The organism is Micromonospora avicenniae, assembly GCF_900156065.1.
GTDB classification, from domain to species: Bacteria; Actinomycetota; Actinomycetes; order Mycobacteriales; family Micromonosporaceae; genus Micromonospora; species Micromonospora avicenniae.
Window position 1 is genome coordinate 226,722 of sequence record NZ_FTNF01000008.1, and the last position, 16,607, is coordinate 243,328.

Genomic DNA, 16,607 nt, shown 5'->3' on the forward strand with positions numbered 1-16,607 from the left:
AACCCGTGAGTGGCTTCATCTCCACCGAGCGGTCAAGAGCGAGCCGAGCGATGCCGTGCGAGCGCTGTGGCGTCCCGGCCGGCACGATTGCCGGACGCGCGGGTGGGAGGATCGTCACCCGGTGACCGCTGAAGTCCACATCCCGCTGGAAGAATGCGATAGCGCGCCACCCTCGCACCCCATGGAGAACACGATGTCATCCTCGCCCGCCCGGATCTTCGCCGAGCTGAACGCAGTACGGCCGCCGGACTCGGCACGTCCGGTCATGGGCCGGGCCGTCGTGATCGGCGGCAGTGTCGCGGGGCTGCTGGCCGCTCGGGTGTTGTCGGACTTCGCGGAGAGCGTCGTCATCATCGACCGTGACGACCTGCACGCGACCGGCGCGCGGCCCGGGGTGCCACAGGGGACACAGCTGCACGCACTGCTGCCCGGCGGGTTCCTCCAGCTCGAACTACTGTTTCCGGGCTTTCGCGAGCAGGCCGTGGCCCAGGGAGCGATCGATTCTCCGCCGCCGAGCAGGCGCAACTACCTCGACGGCCGCGTGAAGGTCGTCGTACCCGACGACGCGGACAGCCTGGCGGGCACCCGACCGTTCCTGGAGGGGCTGATCCGCCGGCGAGTGCTCGCGCTGCCCAACGTCCAGACCATGGTCGGCCGGGCGGTGGGTCTCGTCTTCGACGGGGCCGCGACCACGGGAGTCCGGGTGGACGTCGACGGGACGCCCGGCGTCGAGTCCGCCGACCTCGTCGTGGACGCCATGGGGCGTTCGAGCCGGCTCTCCGACTGGCTCCAGCAGGCCGGTTGGGACCGGCCGGTCACCCGGCGGATGACGGTCAACCTCAACTATGCGACGGCCATGTTCCGGCGACGTGAGACCAACCCGCAGCCCGCGCTCGTCCTGGCCCTGCACAGTCCCAGGTTGTCCTCGGACGTGGCCGGTGCCGCGTTCTTCGCCGTCGAGGACGACCGGTGGATGGCCATGATGGCCGGCTACGGCGACAACCGCCCGGGGCGTACCGCGGCGGACTTCGTGCGCCGGATGCGCGAGCAGTTCCCGCCGGAGTTCGGCGAGGTCGCCGCGAACGAACTGCTCGGCGACGTCCAGACGTACCATCACGCCGACAGCCGACGGCGGGACTTCCACGCGCTGACCCGATTCCCCGCGCGACTCGTCAGCGTCGGTGACGCGGTGGCGTCGTTCAACCCGGTCTACGGGCAGGGCATCACCGCCGCGACCCTGCACGCCGCCTGCCTGTCGACGTACCTGCGATCGAAGCCCGACCTCAGCGTGCCCGCCCGGGAGTTCCTCGCCCTGCAGAAGGTAGTGGTCGACGCCGCCTGGTCGACGTCGACCTCCGCCGACCTCGCGTTGCCGCACGTCGACGGCCCCTACCCGCGCGCGTACCGGCTCCGCAGCTGGGCCAGCGGGCAGATCGTCGCGGCAACCGTCACGGACGTGGCCGTCGCCCGGCGGTTCAACCAGGTCGTCTCCATGCGTGCGCACCCGAACTCGCTGATCACGCCCGGGGTGATCCTGGGGGCCCTGCGAGCGAACCGGCGGGCTCGCTCCGCGGATCAGCGGGCCCGCTGAGCGAACCGGCGGGCTCGCCCAGCGGACCCCGGCGGGCTCGATGCGCGGATCAGCGGAGCGAGACGTACGCCAGCGGCAGCGCGGTCTGCTGGCCCGCCCAGGACCCGGTCAGCCGGCTCCCCGGCAGGCCGCTGTGCTCACCGGGCCGCCGGAGCACGGTCAGCTCGACGGAGCCGCAGACGATCCGGGTCAGGTCGCCGTGCTCGACCCGGTCGATCGAACCGACCGGAGGGACGGCGGCCAGGCGGGGGCCGTCGGCGGCGATCGCCATGCTCGGTGCCCGTAGCTCACGCCGGCCGTCCACGTCGAAGTACTCCTCGGCCTGGCCCGTGCCGGTGAGGACGGCCGTCGCGAGGGCCGCGCCGTAGACCGGGTCACCGCAGGCGTCGTACACCCAGCGGCGGCCCAGCACCGAATGCTCCATCGTGCCGACGAGCCACCCCTGCGCGCCGTCCAGCGGAGCGTCGCGGTAGGTCAACGGCACCTGGTGGATCGGCCCGGCACCGGCGCGCACCAGCAGGGTCTCGATCCCGACCTGACCCGCCGGGTCGTCGAAGCGGTACGCGGCGACCCGCTCGGGAGTGGCGTCCGCCTCGCCCTGGAACCAGGCCTGGCCGGGCAGCCAGGAGGCCAGGAGCTCGAGCTTCGTGGGGCGCACTTCCGCCCGGTACAGCAATGCCATGTCGTGGATCATAGGGACGGTCGGCAGAAGATGGCGGCCCGCTCCACGACGGTGCAGCCGGGCCGCCGGCCACCCACACCGCCCGCGGCAATCCGCAGGTCACCACGCGCGGGCGGCCTGCCGGATCGCGTCGCGGACCCTGGTCACCTCAGGACGGAGTGTGGTGTTGGCGCGTTGCGCGATGAAACCGGTGTTGATGGGTGGATCTTCCGGCTTGAGCAGGGCGAGCAGAGCACCCGTACGCAGTTCGTCGGCGCAGAGGTAGCGCGGCAGCACCGTGACGCCGGCGCCCGCCACGGCGGCGGCCAGCACGCTGCGGAGATCGGGCACCACCAGGGCGGGTTGCACGGTCAGGCGCTGCCGGAAGACGTGACGCCAGTAGCGGCGCAGGATCGGCACGTCCTCCGCGTAGCTGATCAGCGGTACGCCGTCGAGAGCCCCGACGTCGTCAGTGCCGAGAGGTCCGACGCGAGCCTGCCACGCCGGTGCCCCGACCAGGACGAACTCCTCATCCATCAGCGGTGCCGCCAGGACGGACCGTCCACGCGGTCGGACGGCGGACAGCACGAGGTCGAAACGCCCGGCGCGTAGTCCGTCGAGCAGGTCGTCGGCCAGCCCCGGGGTGACACGTAGTCGTACGCCCTGAGCGACGAGCGGAGCGAGGACCGGCATGATCCGGACGGCCAGCATCTCCGCGGGTCCGCCCAGGTGCACCGGATCGGTGGGGGCTGCGGCGTCGCGGTCCGCCACCATCGCCAGTTCGTCCATCGGCGCCGATATCCGCGCGGCCAGGTCGTTGGCGACGGCGGTCGGCGCGACCCCGCGGGGCAGACGCTCGAACAGCTGACGATCGAGCTGCTGTTCGAGCGCGCGGATCTGGCCGGTCACGGTCGGCTGCGCGAGCCCGAGACGACGGGCGGCCTCCGTCAGGGAACCGGCCCGATAGACGGCCAGGAAGGTACGCAGCTGGGTGAGATCGAGCGGTCTGCCGGCTGCCGAGCCATCGGAATTCTTGGGGGCCATGCCGGTAATCCTATTGGTTATCCGAGCGCACGCCTGCCTACCGTCGGCTCCGTGAACAGGCGCGGGACCCCCTCGCGCCGACCGCAAGTCCTCCGGACGCGAAGTCCGGAAACGATCAACGGAGCGATTGAAGTGGCAAAGATCTTGTTCGTCATGACGGGTGCCGACCACTGGACGCTGGCCGACGGCGAGCGGCATCCCACGGGCTTCTGGGCAGAGGAGTTCGCCGAGCCGTACCGCGCGCTCATCGAGGCCGGGCACGAGGTGACCGTCGCCACGCCGGGCGGGGTGGTCCCGACCGTCGACCGGGTCAGTCTGGCCCCCGAGTTCAACGGCGGCGCGCAGGGCGCCGAGGCCGTTGCCGCGCTGCTCGACGGCGCCTCGGCGCTCCGCCGACCGGTGGCCCTGGCCGACGTCGACCCCGCCGACTACGCGGCGGTGTTCTATCCCGGCGGGCACGGCCCCATGGAGGACCTCTCCGGCGACCGCGAGTCCGCCCGGGTGATCACCGAGACCCTGGGCTCCGGCCGGCCGCTGGCGTTGGTGTGCCACGGCGTGGCGGCCCTGCTGGCGACCGAGGAGTCCGATGGCGTCTCGCCGCTGCGCGGCTACCAGGTCACCGGTTTCACCAAGGCCGAGGAGGCTCGGACCGGGCTCGCCGAGCGGGCCAGGTGGCTGCTGCAGGACCGCCTGGTCGCGCTCGGTGTGCGGTTCACCGAGGCGCCGGCGTGGTCGTCGCACGTCGTGGCCGACCGCAACCTGCTGACCGGCCAGAACCCCCGTTCCTCCGCCGAGCTGGCCACCGCCCTGCTCGGCCGGCTCGGCACGCTCTGACCGCTCGGCAACCTGCGACACACCGCCTCACCGGCCGCCGGGTGAGGACGTCCCCTCGGGCACCTCACTCGGCGGATCGGACCCTCAAGTCACGGAAGCCCACAATCGATGACAGCTGACGTACCTCTGAACACCCGGCTCCCGATGCCGGTCCTCATCGCCGTCCTGGGACTCGGCACCGTGGTCGTGTCCATGATGCAGACCCTCGTGGTGCCGGTCCTCGGCCTCATCCAGCAGGATCTGCGCGTCTCCACGACGGACGCGACGTGGCTCACCACCGCCACCCTTCTCGCGGCGGCGGTCTGCACGCCGCTGGCCGGGCGACTGGGAGACCAGTACGGCGCCCGCCGCGTACTGCTCGCCGTGCTGGCGCTGACCGTCGCCGGGTCGGTCGTCGCCGCCCTCTCCAGCGCACTCCCATGGTTGATCGTCGCGAGGGCGATGCAGGGGATCTCCACCGCGATATTTCCGCTCGCGCAGTCGGTCCTGCGACACAGGCTGCCCGCCGGTCGACTGCCGGCGGCGATGGGAGCCATCAGCGCGGCCCTGGCCATCGGCAACGGCGTCGCGCTCGCCAGCGCCGGCCTGCTCGGCCGGGAGTCCACCTCGGACTACCACCTGGTCTTCTGGCTGGCCGCGATCGTCTCCGGGCTCGCGCTCGCCGCCACCGCCATGGTGCTACCCGCCACCGCCACCTCCGGCGTGCGGCATACGGACTGGCTCGGGGCGGTGCTCCTGGCGGGCGTCCTCGTGCTGCTTCTGTTGCCGCTGTCCCGAGGCTCCGACTGGGGCTGGTCGTCGCCGCGCACCCTCGGCTGCCTCGGCGGAGCCCTGCTGCTGGGCGCCGTCTGGGTGGACGTCGAACGCCGGCGACCCGACCCGGTGGTGAACCTGCGCATCGCCGCCCGCCCCGCCGTGGCGCTCGCCAACCTCGCCGGATTCCTGCTGGGATTCGCCATGTTCATGCAGTTCATCGGCGTATCGGCCGTGGTCCAGATTCCTGCCGCCCCCGCCGGGTACGGCCTGGGGGCCAGCGTGTCGCAGGCCGCGCTCGAATACCTCCTGCCACCGGCCGTGGCCTCGCTGTTCGCCGCCCGGGTCGCGGGTGCGCTGACGCGGCGGGTGGGCGCCCGCCGCACGCTCGCGGCCGGCAGCGCAACCGGGGTGGCCGGCTTCGCGCTGCTGGCCGCCGTCCACGGCTGCACCACCGGGGTGCTCGTCGGTGGCGTGCTGGTCGGCATCGCGGTCAGCTTCGGGTTCGCCGCGCTGCCCGCAGTCCTGCTCGACGCAGTTCCCCTGACGCAGACCGCCGCGGCCAACGGCGTCAACTCCGTCTTCCGCTCGATCGGCAGTTCGGTCGCCAGCGCTCTGCTGGGCGTACTGCTCGCCACCGGAGCCGACGCCTCCGCCAGCACGCCGGCCGCCCCACCCGCCGAGGGTCGATTCACGCTCGCCTTCGCACTCGCCGGCGCGGCGTTCGCGGTCGTGGCAGCCCTCGCGTTGCCGCGGCGACGCCGGCACACCCGGATCGCGTCGCAAGGCGCAACTCCCGGCGCGCCGTCGAGCGCCACCAGCGCCGGCCCGCTCGTCGCACGATCCGGCCACCCCGCGACAACCACGACCGCTCGACAGTAAGGACTGGAACATGTCAACGATCTTGATCACCGGCGCCTCCGACGGACTGGGCCGGGCCCTGGCCGAAGACCTCGCGGCGGGCGGCCGGCACCAACTCCTGCTGCACGGCCGCGACGCCGACCGGCTCGCGCAGGTCGCGCAGGCCACCGGCGGTGTTCCGCTGCGAGCCGATCTCTCCTCGCTCGCCGAGGTGAAACGCCTCGCCGCGCGGGTCACCCAGGCGTACGACCGATTGGACGTGCTCGTCAACAACGCCGGCGTCGGCTTCCACGTGGACGGCACGGAACGTCGGCTCTCCCGGGACGGCTACGAGCTGCGCCTCGCGGTCAACTACCTCGCTCCGGTGCTGCTCACCCGGGAACTACTGCCACTGCTGCACCGGGCCCCGGCGGCGCGCGTGGTGAACGTGGCCTCGGTCGGCCAACAACCGATCGACTTCGACGACCCGCAGTTCGAACACGACTTCCACGAGCCGGTCGCCTACAGCCGCGCCAAGCTCGCGCTGATCTGCCACACCATGGACCTGGCCGACGAACTCGCGCGCACCGGTGTCACCGCGAACAGCGTCCACCCGGCCTCGTACATGCCGACGAGCATGTCGGCCCGCTCCGGCATGGATTTCGTCGACACCCTGGAGAAGGGCGTGTCCGCCGTGCGACGGCTGGTCGACGGAGCCGAGGTGGCCGGCGTGACCGGCCGCTACTTCGACAGTGGGCAGGAGGCGCGCGCCGCCGCGGAGGCCTACGAGCCCGACTACCGGCAGCGGCTACGCGCGCTGACCCGCGATCTGCTGGCCGGTTTCTGACCGGCCGGGAACTCGACCTTTGCCGATATCGCAACTTCATTTGCGATCCCCGCCGCGCTGACGCACCGTGGGGCGCATGAATCAGATTCCTTGGGATGCCGCGGTGATCGGTGGAGGCAGCGCCGGGCTGAGCGCCGCCCTGATGCTCGGCCGAGCGCGTCGCCGGGTCGTCGTCATCGACGGCGGGTCCCCACGTAACAGGTTCGCCGCACACATGCACGGCGTGCTCGGACACGACGGCAAGCCACCGGCAGAGCTGCTCGCCGACGGGCGACGCGAAGTCGGGTCGTACGGCGGGAAGATCATGAACACCACCGCACGGCTGACCCGCCGCGAGGGCGACGGGTTCGCCGTCGAGACCACCGACGGCGAAGTCGTACGGGCCCGCAAGCTCCTGGTCGCGACCGGGGCCCGCGACGAGCTTCCCGAACTCGACGGCCTGGCCGAACGATGGGGACGAGGCGTCGCGGTGTGCCCCTACTGCGACGGATACGAGGTTCGTGACCAGCGGATCGGCATCCTCGCGACCGGCCCCGGAAGCGAGTTCCAGGCGCAACTGCTGCGGCAGTGGTCGTCATCGATCATCTATCTGGCGGACGCCGTCGGTGCGCCCGAGGGCGAGACGCGATCGGCGTTCGACGCCCGCGGCATTCGCGTCGAGGAGGGACCGGTACGGCGCGTCGTCTCGCGTGACCACCGGGTCGTCGGGGTCGAGATGGCCGATGGCCGGATCGTCGCGCTCGACGCGATCTTCACCATCCCGCGTCTGGTACCCCTCGACGAGCCCCTGCGGCAGCTCGGCGCGGAGCGGACGGAGCACCCGTGGGGTTCCTTCGCGACCGTCGACGGGAACGGACAGACCAGCGTCGACGGCGTCTGGGCTGCCGGAAACGTGGTGAACGCCATGGCGAACGTCGCCATCTCGATCGGCGCCGGCGCGCTCGCCGCCGGGGCGATCAACCACGCGTTGGTCCTCGACGACATCCGCCTCGCCACCTCTGCCGGACCGTCACCCGTCCAGCACCCCTGACCAAGAAGGCAACGCACATGGACCTGTTCACACCAACCACCCTGGGCGCGCTGACCCTGAAGAACCGGCTGGTCATGGCACCCATGACCCGGCTCCGCGCCGACGCCGCGGGAGTGCCGACCGACCTCCAGGGCGAGTACTACGCCCAGCGGGCCGGCTTCGGCCTGGTGATCACCGAAGGCGCCTACCCGAGCCACGAGTCCCGCGCCTACCCGTACCAGCCCGGCATCGTCACCCGGCAACAGCGCGACGGCTGGCGACGCGTCGCCGACACCGTCCACGCCAGCGGCGGCACCATCGTCATGCAACTCATGCACGCCGGACGCGTCTCCCACCTCAGCATCACCGGGACCGAGCGCATCGTCGCGCCCAGCGGTATAGCGCTCACCGGCGACGTGCACACCGCGCACGGCAAGTGGCCCTATCCCACGCCGCACGCGCTCGCGCCGTCGGAGCTGCCCGTCGTACGCGACGAGTTCGTGGCCGCGGCCCAGCGGGCGATCGACGCCGGACTCGACGGCGTCGAGCTGCACGCCGGCAACGGATACCTGCTGCACCAGTTCCTCGCGCCCAGCGCGAACCACCGCACCGACGAATACGGTGGTGACCCGCGGGCGCGGGCCCGCTTCGTCGTCGAGGTCGCGTCGGCCGTGGCCGAGCAGATCGGCGGATCCCGGGTCGGCATCCGGCTGTCGCCCGCGGTCAACATCCAGGGAGCGCTGGAAACCGATCACACCGACCTGCGCGCGACGTACGACGTACTCGCCGACGGGCTCGCGCCGCTGGGCCTCGCGTACCTCAGTGTGGTGCACGTCGAACCGGCGTCGGCGGTCGTCCAGCGCCTGCGTGCCCGCGTCGGCGCGCCACTCATCGTCAACACCGGGTTCTCCGTGCCCAGCACCAGGGAGGAGTCGGCGGCGATGATCGCGGAAGGGATCGCCGACGCGGTAGTCGTCGGACGTCCAGCCATCGCGAACCCCGACCTCGTCGAGCGCTGGCGCCACGACCTGCCCGAGACCCAGCCGGACCCCGCGACGTTCTACACCGGAGGCGCCAGCGGCTACACCGACTACCCGCCCTGCCGGGCGGCGGTGCCGAGCTGAGCTCAGGGCCGCGCCGCGGACCGGCAGGGTGGCGGTCGACGGCCCGGCTCGATCCGCGGCCGCACGTACGGGTGGGCGTCGAGCGGGACGCCCGGCGTCGCCCGTACCCGGCCCGGCCGATCCGGCTTCTCAGCCCGCTCGGCGGCGGGCACGCACCCGTCCGCCGGTGACGCCGTCCGGAGGACTCCTCAGCCGGCCCCGCCGCTGCTGGCCCTGATCACGAGCGTCGGCTCCACGGGGGACAGGTTCGCTCCCTCGGCTGAGCCGTCCAGCAGATCCAGCAGCGCCGCGACGCATCGGCGGCCGACCTCGTCGAAGTCCTGACGCACCGTGGTCAGCGGCGGGGTGAAGTACTCGGCCTCGGGAATGTCGTCGAACCCGACCACGCTGACGTCATCCGGGACCCGTACCCCCCGCTGATGCAGGGCACGGAGCAGACCGAGCGCCTGGTGGTCGTTGGCGCAGAAGATCGCGGTGGCGTCCCGCCGCTCGGCGAGGGACTGCCCGATCTCGTAACCCGCCCGGGGGCTCCAGTCGCCGGTGATGGCCGGTGGAACCCGCCGGCCGGCGGTTTCGAGGGCCAACCGCCAACCCTCGAGGCGGTCGCGGGCCTCCAGCCAGTCCCTGGGGCCGGTGATGTGCACGACCGTCTCGTGCCCGAGGGCGAGGAGGTGCTCGACGGCCAGGCGGGCGCCGGCCACCTGATCGACCGAGACGCTCGGCAGTTCACTGCCGCCACCGGGCTCGACGAGTACGGCGGGCACGCCGGTGGGCAGGCCGTGCATGGCGACGGCGGCGCTGACCATCGGGGCGATGAGGACGACACCGGCCACCGACTGCTCGCTCAGGGCGTCGATGGCGGCCGCCACCCCCGACCGGTCCAGCCGCTCCAGCGTGACGATGTTGATGCCGTAGCCGGCGGCACGCGCGGCTCGCTCGATGCCGAGCAGGGTGGCGGCCGGGCCGTAGAGGATGGTGTCGAAGCTGACCACCCCGATGACCTTCGAACGTCGGGCGGCCAGCCCCCGGGCCAGGGCGTTGGGGCGGTAGTTGAGCTGGTGCACGGCGCGCAGTACCCGCTCGCGGGTTTCCTGGCGGACGCTCGGATGGTTGTTCAGGACCCGGGACACCGTCTGGTGCGAGACGCCGGCGAGCCGTGCGACATCGCTCATGACCGCGGCACGAGCAGCCGGCTGATGTTGCATTTTCATGTCCCCCTCATGGTCATCGTAGCCCCGCCGCCGGAGACGAACCGACCTCCTGCCTGGGGCGGAGCCCGCCGGTGCGCCCCTGACACGGGAGCGCACCGACGGGCGATCGACGCCGGCGGATCGGCTCAGAACCCCTTGGCCAGCCGGTAGTAGGCCTGGTTCCAGCGGATCTCGTTCGCGAGTCGTCGAGGGGTCGTCTCCGCGTCGATGACGAGGAGTTCGGTGCCGTTCATCTCGGCCAGGTCGTACAGCTCCTCGGTGCCGACGGCCTGCGAGAGGACCGTGTGATGCGGTGCGCCGGCCGTGAGCCAGGCCTCCGCCGAGGTGGCCAGATCCGGACGGGGCCGCCACACCGCGCGGGCCACGGGCAGCTTCGGCAGCGGCTGCGGGGGAGCGACGACGTCGATCTCGTTGGCCACCAGGCGGAACCGTTCGCCCATGTCGGCCAGCCCCAGCACCACGCCCGGGCCCGGCTGGGCGTCGAAGACCAGCCGTACCGGATCCTCGCGCCCGCCGATGCTCAGCGGATGGATCTCCACGTTCGGCGTCGCGGCGGCGATGCTCGGGCAGACTTCGAGCATGTGGGCGCCGAGCACGAGTTCCCCACCCGGGGTGAGGTCGTAGGTGTAGTCCTCCATGAAGGAGGTGCCGCCGGTGGTGCCCACCGACATGGCCTTGAGCGTGTGCACGAGCACCGAGGTCTTCCAGTCGCCCTCGCCGCCGAAGCCGTAGCCGTCGGCCATCAGCCGTTGCACGGCGATGCCGGGCAACTGACGCAGCCCACCGAGGTCCTCGAAGTTGGTGGTGAAAGCGTTGAATCCGCCGTCGGTGAGGAACTGCCGCAACCCGGCCTCGATGCGGGCGGCGTAGCGGAGGGATTCGTGCCGTTCACCACCGGGCCGCAGCACCGGGACGAGCCGGTAACTGTCCTCGTACTCCTTGACCAGTTCGTCGATCCGCGCGTCCGGGACCGCGTCGACGGCGCTCACGAGGTCGTTCACCCCGTACGTGTTGACCGAGACACCGAACCGCAGTTCCGCCTCGACCTTGTCGCCCTCGGTAACCGCCACGTCACGCATGTTGTCGCCGAAGCGGGCCAGCCGCAGCGACCGCATCGCCGCGTACCCGATCGCGGCCCGGGTCCACGCCGCGATCCGCGAGACGACTTGTGGGTTGCTGACGTGTCCGGCGACCGTCTTGCGGGCGACCCCGAGCCGACTCTGCACGTACCCGAACTCACGGTCGCCGTGGGCGGCCTGGTTGAGGTTCATGAAGTCCATGTCGATGTCGGACCACGGCAGCGCCACGTTCGCCTGCGTGTGCAGGTGCAGCAGGGGAGTGCGCAGGGCGTCCAGTCCGGAGATCCACATCTTCGCCGGCGAGAAGGTGTGCATCCACGCGATGACCCCGACGGCGCCCTGGACCGCCGCGTCGCGGCAGACGGCCAGGATCTCCGCACTGGAGGTCAGCACGGGCTTCCAGACCACCCGCGCCGGGATGGCGGGATCGGCGTCGAGCTGCGCGGCGATCTGCTGGGACTGGGCGGCCACCTGGCGCAGGGTCTCCGGGCCGTAGAGACCCTGACTGCCGGTGAGGAACCAGACCTCGGGGGCCGGTGAGGGGCGAGTCATGCGGTTTGCCTTCCGATCAGCGGGTGGAGAACGACTTCTTGCGGAAGCCGAGGAGGCGTTGGAGCACGATGAACGCGAACAGCAGGCCACCGATCACGATCTTGGTCCACCACGAGTTGAGGGTGCCGTCGAAGGTGATCAGGGTCTGGATCACGCCGAGCACCAGCACGCCGAGCACGGTGCCCAGGACGTAGCCGGCACCGCCGATGAGCAGGGTGCCGCCGATGACCACGGCGGCGATCGCGTCCAGCTCCATGCCGACGGCGATCAGCGGGGCCCCGGAGAGGGTGTAGAAGGACAGCAGGATGCCGCCGATCGCCGAGCAGAGGCCACTGATGGTGTAGACGGCGATCCGGGTACGTCCCACCGGCAGGCCCATCAGCAGCGCGGACTGCTGGTTGCCGCCGATCGCGTACACGTTGCGGCCCAACCGGGTGTACGCGAGCGTGTACGCGGCCACCGCGACCACCACGAGCGTGATCAGGACGCTGACTGTCACGAAGTTGTCGCCGATCCGGATCCGTTCCTGCGCGGCGCTGGTCCAGAAGCCGTCCGTGATGGGGATGGACGACGAGCTGATCCAGGTGCACAGACCTCGTGCGAAGAACATGCCGGCCAGGGTGACGATGAAGGGCTGGATCTCGAAGAAGTGGATGACGCAGCCCATCACGAACCCGAGCGTCGGGCCGATCAGCAACGCGATCAGCAGCACCAGCGCGGGTGGCAGACCGTCGCGTAGCAGCGCGGCCGACACCATCGCGGTCATGGCCACCACCGAGCCGACCGACAGGTCGATGCCGCCGGTCAGGATCACGAAGGTCATACCGACCGCGACGACGAGCAGGAACCCGTTGTCGATGAAGACGTTGAAGATGACCTGGATGTTCGAGAAGGCCCGGTACTGCGAGACGCCGATGCCGTACATCACCAGGAGCAGGCCGAGACTGACCAGCACCGGTAGCTGCCGGCGGGGCAGCCGCCACCGTGTCGCGCCGTGCAGCCGCTCGGACAGTTGCGTGGTGCTCATGCCGCCACCTGCTCCTTCCTCTGCTCGCCGGCCGGAGCGGCCGGTGACCCTGCGCTGGTACGCCGACGCCAGAACTTGGCGCGGAACGCGGGAGCCTGGATCAGGCACACCGCGATCACGACCATCGCCTTGAACAGCAGGGCGGTCTGCGGGTCGATGTTCATGGCGTAGACCGAGGTGGTCAGGGTCTGGATGAGCAGCGCGCCGACCACCGTGCCACCGAGGTAGAACCGGCCGCCGGCCAGCGAGGTTCCCCCGATGACCACCGCGAGGATCGCGTCGAGCTCGACCCACAGGCCCGCCGCGTTGCCGTCGGCGCTGGACACGTTCGCGGTCATCATGAATCCCGCCACGGCGGCGCAGACGGCGCTCACCACGTACACGAGGAGCTTGATGCGTCGGGCGCGGATACCCGCCAGCCGGCTGGCCTCGGAGTTGCCGCCGACCGCCTCGATGATCATTCCGAGCGCGGTGCGCCGGGTCAGTACGGCCACCAGCAGCGTCACCGCGAGGGCGAGGACGATCGCGAACGGCAGGGTCAGCACGTGCCCGACGCCGATCATCCGGTACGGATCGCTGTTCACCGTGATGATCTGTCCCGAGGTGATCAGCTGGGCCAGTCCTCGTCCCGCGACCATCAGGATCAGAGTCGCGATGATCGGTTGAATGCCGATGACCGCGACGAGTGTCCCGTTCCAGATGCCGAGGAGCAGGGCGATGCCGACGGCCATGGCCAGGGCGACCAGCACACCACCGAGGTTGTTCTGGTCCGGCTGCCGGCTGATGTGCAGGCAGGCCATCGCCCCGCTGACGGCGACCACCGACCCGACGGACAGGTCGATCCCGCCGGTGGCGATCACGAGGGTCATGCCCAGGGCGACCAGGATGAGCGGAGCGCTGAGCCGCACGATGTCGACGAGGCTGCCGTACAGGTGGCCGTTCTTGACTTCGACGGCCAGGAAGCTCGGCCGGTAGACCACGTTCGCGGCCAGTAGCAGTACGAGAACCACTACCGGCCAGAACAGGCGGTGACCGGTGACGGCCGGCAGGCCTCTTCGCCAGCTGCCCATCCGCGTACCCCCTCCCCGCTCGACGCCGCCTGGCGGTGTAGACGCGCCGTGCGTCTCGGCGCGTTGGCTGAGTTCACTCATGCCTCGTCCCGTCCTTCTGCTCCGCGCCGCCGGCGATGACGCGCATGATGCGATCGGCGTCGAGGCTGTCGTCGTTGGCGAGTTCGGTGACCAGCTGCCGGTCACGCATCACGGCGACCTTGTGGCTGAGCCGCAGCACCTCCTCCAGCTCGGCGGAGATGAACAGCACCGCCATACCGCCATCGGAGAGCTGGACCACCAGGCGCTGGATCTCCGCCTTCGCGCCGATGTCGATGCCACGGGTCGGCTCGTCGAGGATCAGCAGGCGCGGCTCCGTGATCAGCCACCGGGCGAGCACGACCTTCTGCTGGTTTCCTCCGGACAGGTTGCGTACCGGCATCTCCGGATCGGCCGGGCGGATGCTGAGCGCCTCGATGTAGCGCTGGACCAGCTCGTCCTGCCGGCGGCGCGGCACCGGCCGCAGCCAGCCGCGAGCGGCCTGCAGCGCCAGGATGATGTTCTCCCGCACCGACAGCTCGCCCACCAGGCCCTCGGTGCGGCGGTTCTCCGAGCAGAACGCGATGTTCCGTTCGATGGCGGCGATCGGCCCGCGGATGCTGACGGGGCGACCGTCCACCGCGAGCCGACCGCGGTCGGCCCGGTCGGCGCCGAAGAACAGCCGGGCGGCCTCGGTACGTCCGGAGCCCAGCAGCCCGGCCATACCGACCACCTCGCCCCGATGGATGGTCAGGCTGAACGGCTCGACCGACCCGGCCTTGCCGAGGTCGGTCGCCTCGACGACCGGGGTACCCGTCTCGACGGCGGCCAGGTCCCGCCCGGCCTGTTCGTCGAGTCGCTCCAACGCATCGAGCTCCTTGCCGATCATCTTCTCCACCAGCGCGAGCTGGGGCAGCTCAGCGGTGGGGTACTCGCCGACGAGACGCCCGTTGCGCAGCACCGTGATCCGGTCGGCGATCTCGTAGACCTGGTCGAGGAAGTGCGTGACGAAGACGATCGCGATTCCCTCGTCGCGGAGTTGGCGCATGATGCGCATCAGCTGCTTCACCTCGTCGGCGTCCAGGCTGGAGGTGGGTTCGTCGAGGATCAGCACCCGCGCCTGCACGTCGACGGCCCGGGCGATCGCGACCATCTGCTGCACGGCGAGCGACTGGTTCCCGAGCAGTTCGCCGACGTCGAGGTCCAGGTTGAGGCGCGCGAGCAGCGCCGACGCCCGGCGGCGCATGTCGCGCCACCTGACCGCGCCGAGCCGCCGCGGCTGGCGCCCGATGAAGATGTTCTCCGCCACGGAGAGGTTCGGGCAGAGGTTGACCTCCTGGTAGACGGTGCTTACGCCGGCTTCGGTGGCCTCCATGGGGCCGGAGAAGGAGACCGGCTGGCCGTCGAGCGTGATGGCGCCGGTGTCGTGGCCGTACACACCGGTCAACACCTTGATGAGGGTGGACTTGCCGGCACCGTTCTCGCCCATCAGGGCGTGCACCTCACCGGGGAACAGGCGGAAGTCGACACCGTCGAGGGCCCGGACCCCGGGGAAGAACTTGCTGATCGCGGTCATCGTCAGGACCGGACGCGTATCCGACATCCCACCAGACCTTTCGTGATTGTCGTCAGGTGCGCGGCCGTCGCGGCCGCACGGCGCTCCCGCAGTGGCGGTGCGGGGGAGGACCGAGTGGCCGGGCCGGCGGTGCTGTCGGCACCGCCGGCCCGTTCCCTGCGCCGGGCGACCGTTCGCCGCCAGGCACGACAGTGCGCGAGGCCCCTACCCGTCAGTACTTGCGGGTGGGCAGGGCCTCCTTGGCCGTCTGCTGGGTGAAGGTGGTCTCCTCGGTCTCGATGCGCGGAGGCACCTCCTCACCCGCGTGCACCTTCTTGGCGAGGTCCATCAGCTGGGGGCCGAGCAGCGGGCTGCACTCCGCGATGAAGTTGAACTTCCCGTCGGCCAGCGCCTGCATCCCGTCCTTGACCGCGTCGACGGTGATGATCTTGATGTCCTTGCCCGGCACCTTGCCCGCCGCGGTGATGGCTTCCAGCGCACCCAGGCCCATGTCGTCGTTGTGCGCGAAGAGCACGTCGATCTTCGGGTTGGCCTTGAGGAACTGCTCCATGACGGCCTTACCGCCGGCCCGCGTGAAGTCGCCGCTCTGCGAGGCGATGATCTTCAGGTTGGGGTTGGCGGCGATCGCCTCCCCGAAGCCCTTCTTCCGGTCGTTGGCGGGCGCCGAACCGGTGGTGCCCTGCAACTCCACGATGTTCACCGGGCCGGTCGCGGACTTGGTCTCCTCGACCAGCCACTCGCCGGCGAGCCGGCCTTCCTTCACGAAGTCGGAACCGAGGAAGGTCTTGTAGAGCGACTTGTCGGCCGAGTCGACGGCCCGGTCGGTCAGGATGACCGGGATCCCCGCGTCCTTGGCCTCCTTCAGCACGGTGTCCCAGCCCGACTCCACCACCGGCGAGAAGGCGATCACGTCGACCTTCTGCTGGATGAAGTTGCGGATGGCCTTGATCTGGTTCTCCTGCTTCTGCTGGGCGTCGTCGAACTTCAGCTCGATGCCGGCCTCGGCGGCCGCCTCCTTGACGGAGGTGGTGTTCGCGGTACGCCAGCCGCTCTCGGCGCCGACCTGCGAGAACCCGAGGACGAGCTTGTCGTCGCCACCCGTGCCGGCGTCGCCGCCGGTGTCGCTGTTGGCGCAGGCGCCAAGCCCGGTGACGAGCAGCCCGGCGGCCAGCATGGCGCCGAAGCCGCGGCGGGTGAAGGTGTTGCCCGTGATTCCCATGTGCGTACTCCTTGTGGGGGTGGGATGGACTTCCTTGCGGTGCCTGCCCGTTCCAGCGCTCGCGTTTTGGCAGGCGATCGTGGTGCGTCACATGAGGTGCGTTCGACCGGCCGGCGCCTCGGGGGAGCGGAGTCGGCCGGGGTTCACGGTGG

14 protein-coding genes are annotated in these 16,607 nt (G+C 70.8%); 6 read left to right on the forward strand and 8 right to left on the reverse strand.

The features are described from left to right. Positions 1 to 193 precede the first annotated feature (193 nt). Positions 194 to 1,591, forward strand: coding sequence for an FAD-dependent oxidoreductase (locus tag BXA10_RS15260; RefSeq protein ID WP_076471059.1), 1,398 nt, complete (start codon positions 194 to 196; stop codon positions 1,589 to 1,591). A gap of 49 nt (positions 1,592 to 1,640) precedes the next feature. On the opposite strand, the gene BXA10_RS15265 is transcribed toward BXA10_RS15260, so the two are convergent. Beyond that, a complete protein-coding gene (locus BXA10_RS15265; RefSeq protein WP_076471060.1) occupies positions 1,641 to 2,273 on the reverse strand; it encodes a CG0192-related protein in 633 nt (210 codons plus the stop codon). Positions 2,274 to 2,372: 99 nt separating this feature from the next. Next, the gene (locus tag BXA10_RS15270) at positions 2,373 to 3,296 is read right to left on the reverse strand and encodes a LysR family transcriptional regulator (RefSeq protein ID WP_076470999.1); all 924 of its coding nucleotides are present in this window, start codon (positions 3,294 to 3,296) and stop codon (positions 2,373 to 2,375) included. Positions 3,297 to 3,428: 132 nt separating this feature from the next. On the opposite strand from BXA10_RS15270, the gene BXA10_RS15275 reads away from it, so the two are divergent. The 5 genes from BXA10_RS15275 (at position 3,429) to BXA10_RS15295 (ending at position 8,703) form a co-directional block, all read left to right on the forward strand. Next, entirely contained in the window at positions 3,429 to 4,130 is a 702-nt protein-coding gene (locus BXA10_RS15275) for a type 1 glutamine amidotransferase domain-containing protein (protein WP_076471000.1), read from the forward strand. 108 nt (positions 4,131 to 4,238) lie between these two features. After that, positions 4,239 to 5,765, forward strand: a complete 1,527-nt coding sequence (locus tag BXA10_RS15280; protein ID WP_084752830.1) for an MFS transporter — start codon at positions 4,239 to 4,241, stop codon at positions 5,763 to 5,765. A 10-nt stretch (positions 5,766 to 5,775) separates the two neighbouring features. Beyond that, positions 5,776 to 6,570: an SDR family NAD(P)-dependent oxidoreductase gene (locus BXA10_RS15285; protein WP_076471002.1), complete on the forward strand. Its 795-nt coding sequence runs from the start codon at positions 5,776 to 5,778 to the stop codon at positions 6,568 to 6,570. Between the two features lie 76 nt (positions 6,571 to 6,646). Beyond that, entirely contained in the window at positions 6,647 to 7,600 is a 954-nt protein-coding gene (locus tag BXA10_RS15290) for an NAD(P)/FAD-dependent oxidoreductase (protein ID WP_076471003.1), read from the forward strand. A gap of 17 nt (positions 7,601 to 7,617) precedes the next feature. Next, on the forward strand, positions 7,618 to 8,703 hold the full coding sequence (locus BXA10_RS15295; RefSeq protein ID WP_076471004.1) for an alkene reductase: 1,086 nt from the start codon (positions 7,618 to 7,620) through the stop codon (positions 8,701 to 8,703). 188 nt (positions 8,704 to 8,891) lie between these two features. Here the strand turns inward: BXA10_RS15295 and BXA10_RS15300 are convergent, their stop codons facing one another. The 6 genes from BXA10_RS15300 to BXA10_RS15325 form a co-directional block, all read right to left on the reverse strand. After that, positions 8,892 to 9,875 (reverse strand): LacI family DNA-binding transcriptional regulator, encoded by a 984-nt coding sequence (locus BXA10_RS15300; RefSeq protein WP_139338007.1) that lies wholly within the window; start codon positions 9,873 to 9,875, stop codon positions 8,892 to 8,894. A gap of 164 nt (positions 9,876 to 10,039) precedes the next feature. After that, positions 10,040 to 11,545: an L-arabinose isomerase gene (gene araA, locus BXA10_RS15305; protein ID WP_076471006.1), complete on the reverse strand. Its 1,506-nt coding sequence runs from the start codon at positions 11,543 to 11,545 to the stop codon at positions 10,040 to 10,042. A gap of 16 nt (positions 11,546 to 11,561) precedes the next feature. After that, the gene (gene yjfF, locus BXA10_RS15310) at positions 11,562 to 12,572 is read right to left on the reverse strand and encodes a galactofuranose ABC transporter, permease protein YjfF (protein WP_076471007.1); all 1,011 of its coding nucleotides are present in this window, start codon (positions 12,570 to 12,572) and stop codon (positions 11,562 to 11,564) included. Beyond that, a complete protein-coding gene (locus BXA10_RS15315; RefSeq protein WP_076471008.1) occupies positions 12,569 to 13,642 on the reverse strand; it encodes an ABC transporter permease in 1,074 nt (357 codons plus the stop codon). Before BXA10_RS15315 ends, yjfF begins: the two co-directional genes overlap by 4 nt. 73 nt (positions 13,643 to 13,715) lie before the next feature. Continuing rightward, a complete protein-coding gene (locus tag BXA10_RS15320; protein ID WP_076471009.1) occupies positions 13,716 to 15,263 on the reverse strand; it encodes a sugar ABC transporter ATP-binding protein in 1,548 nt (515 codons plus the stop codon). A gap of 184 nt (positions 15,264 to 15,447) precedes the next feature. Then, entirely contained in the window at positions 15,448 to 16,410 is a 963-nt protein-coding gene (locus BXA10_RS15325) for an ABC transporter substrate-binding protein (protein WP_076471061.1), read from the reverse strand. Between the last annotated feature and the right edge of the window lie 197 nt (positions 16,411 to 16,607).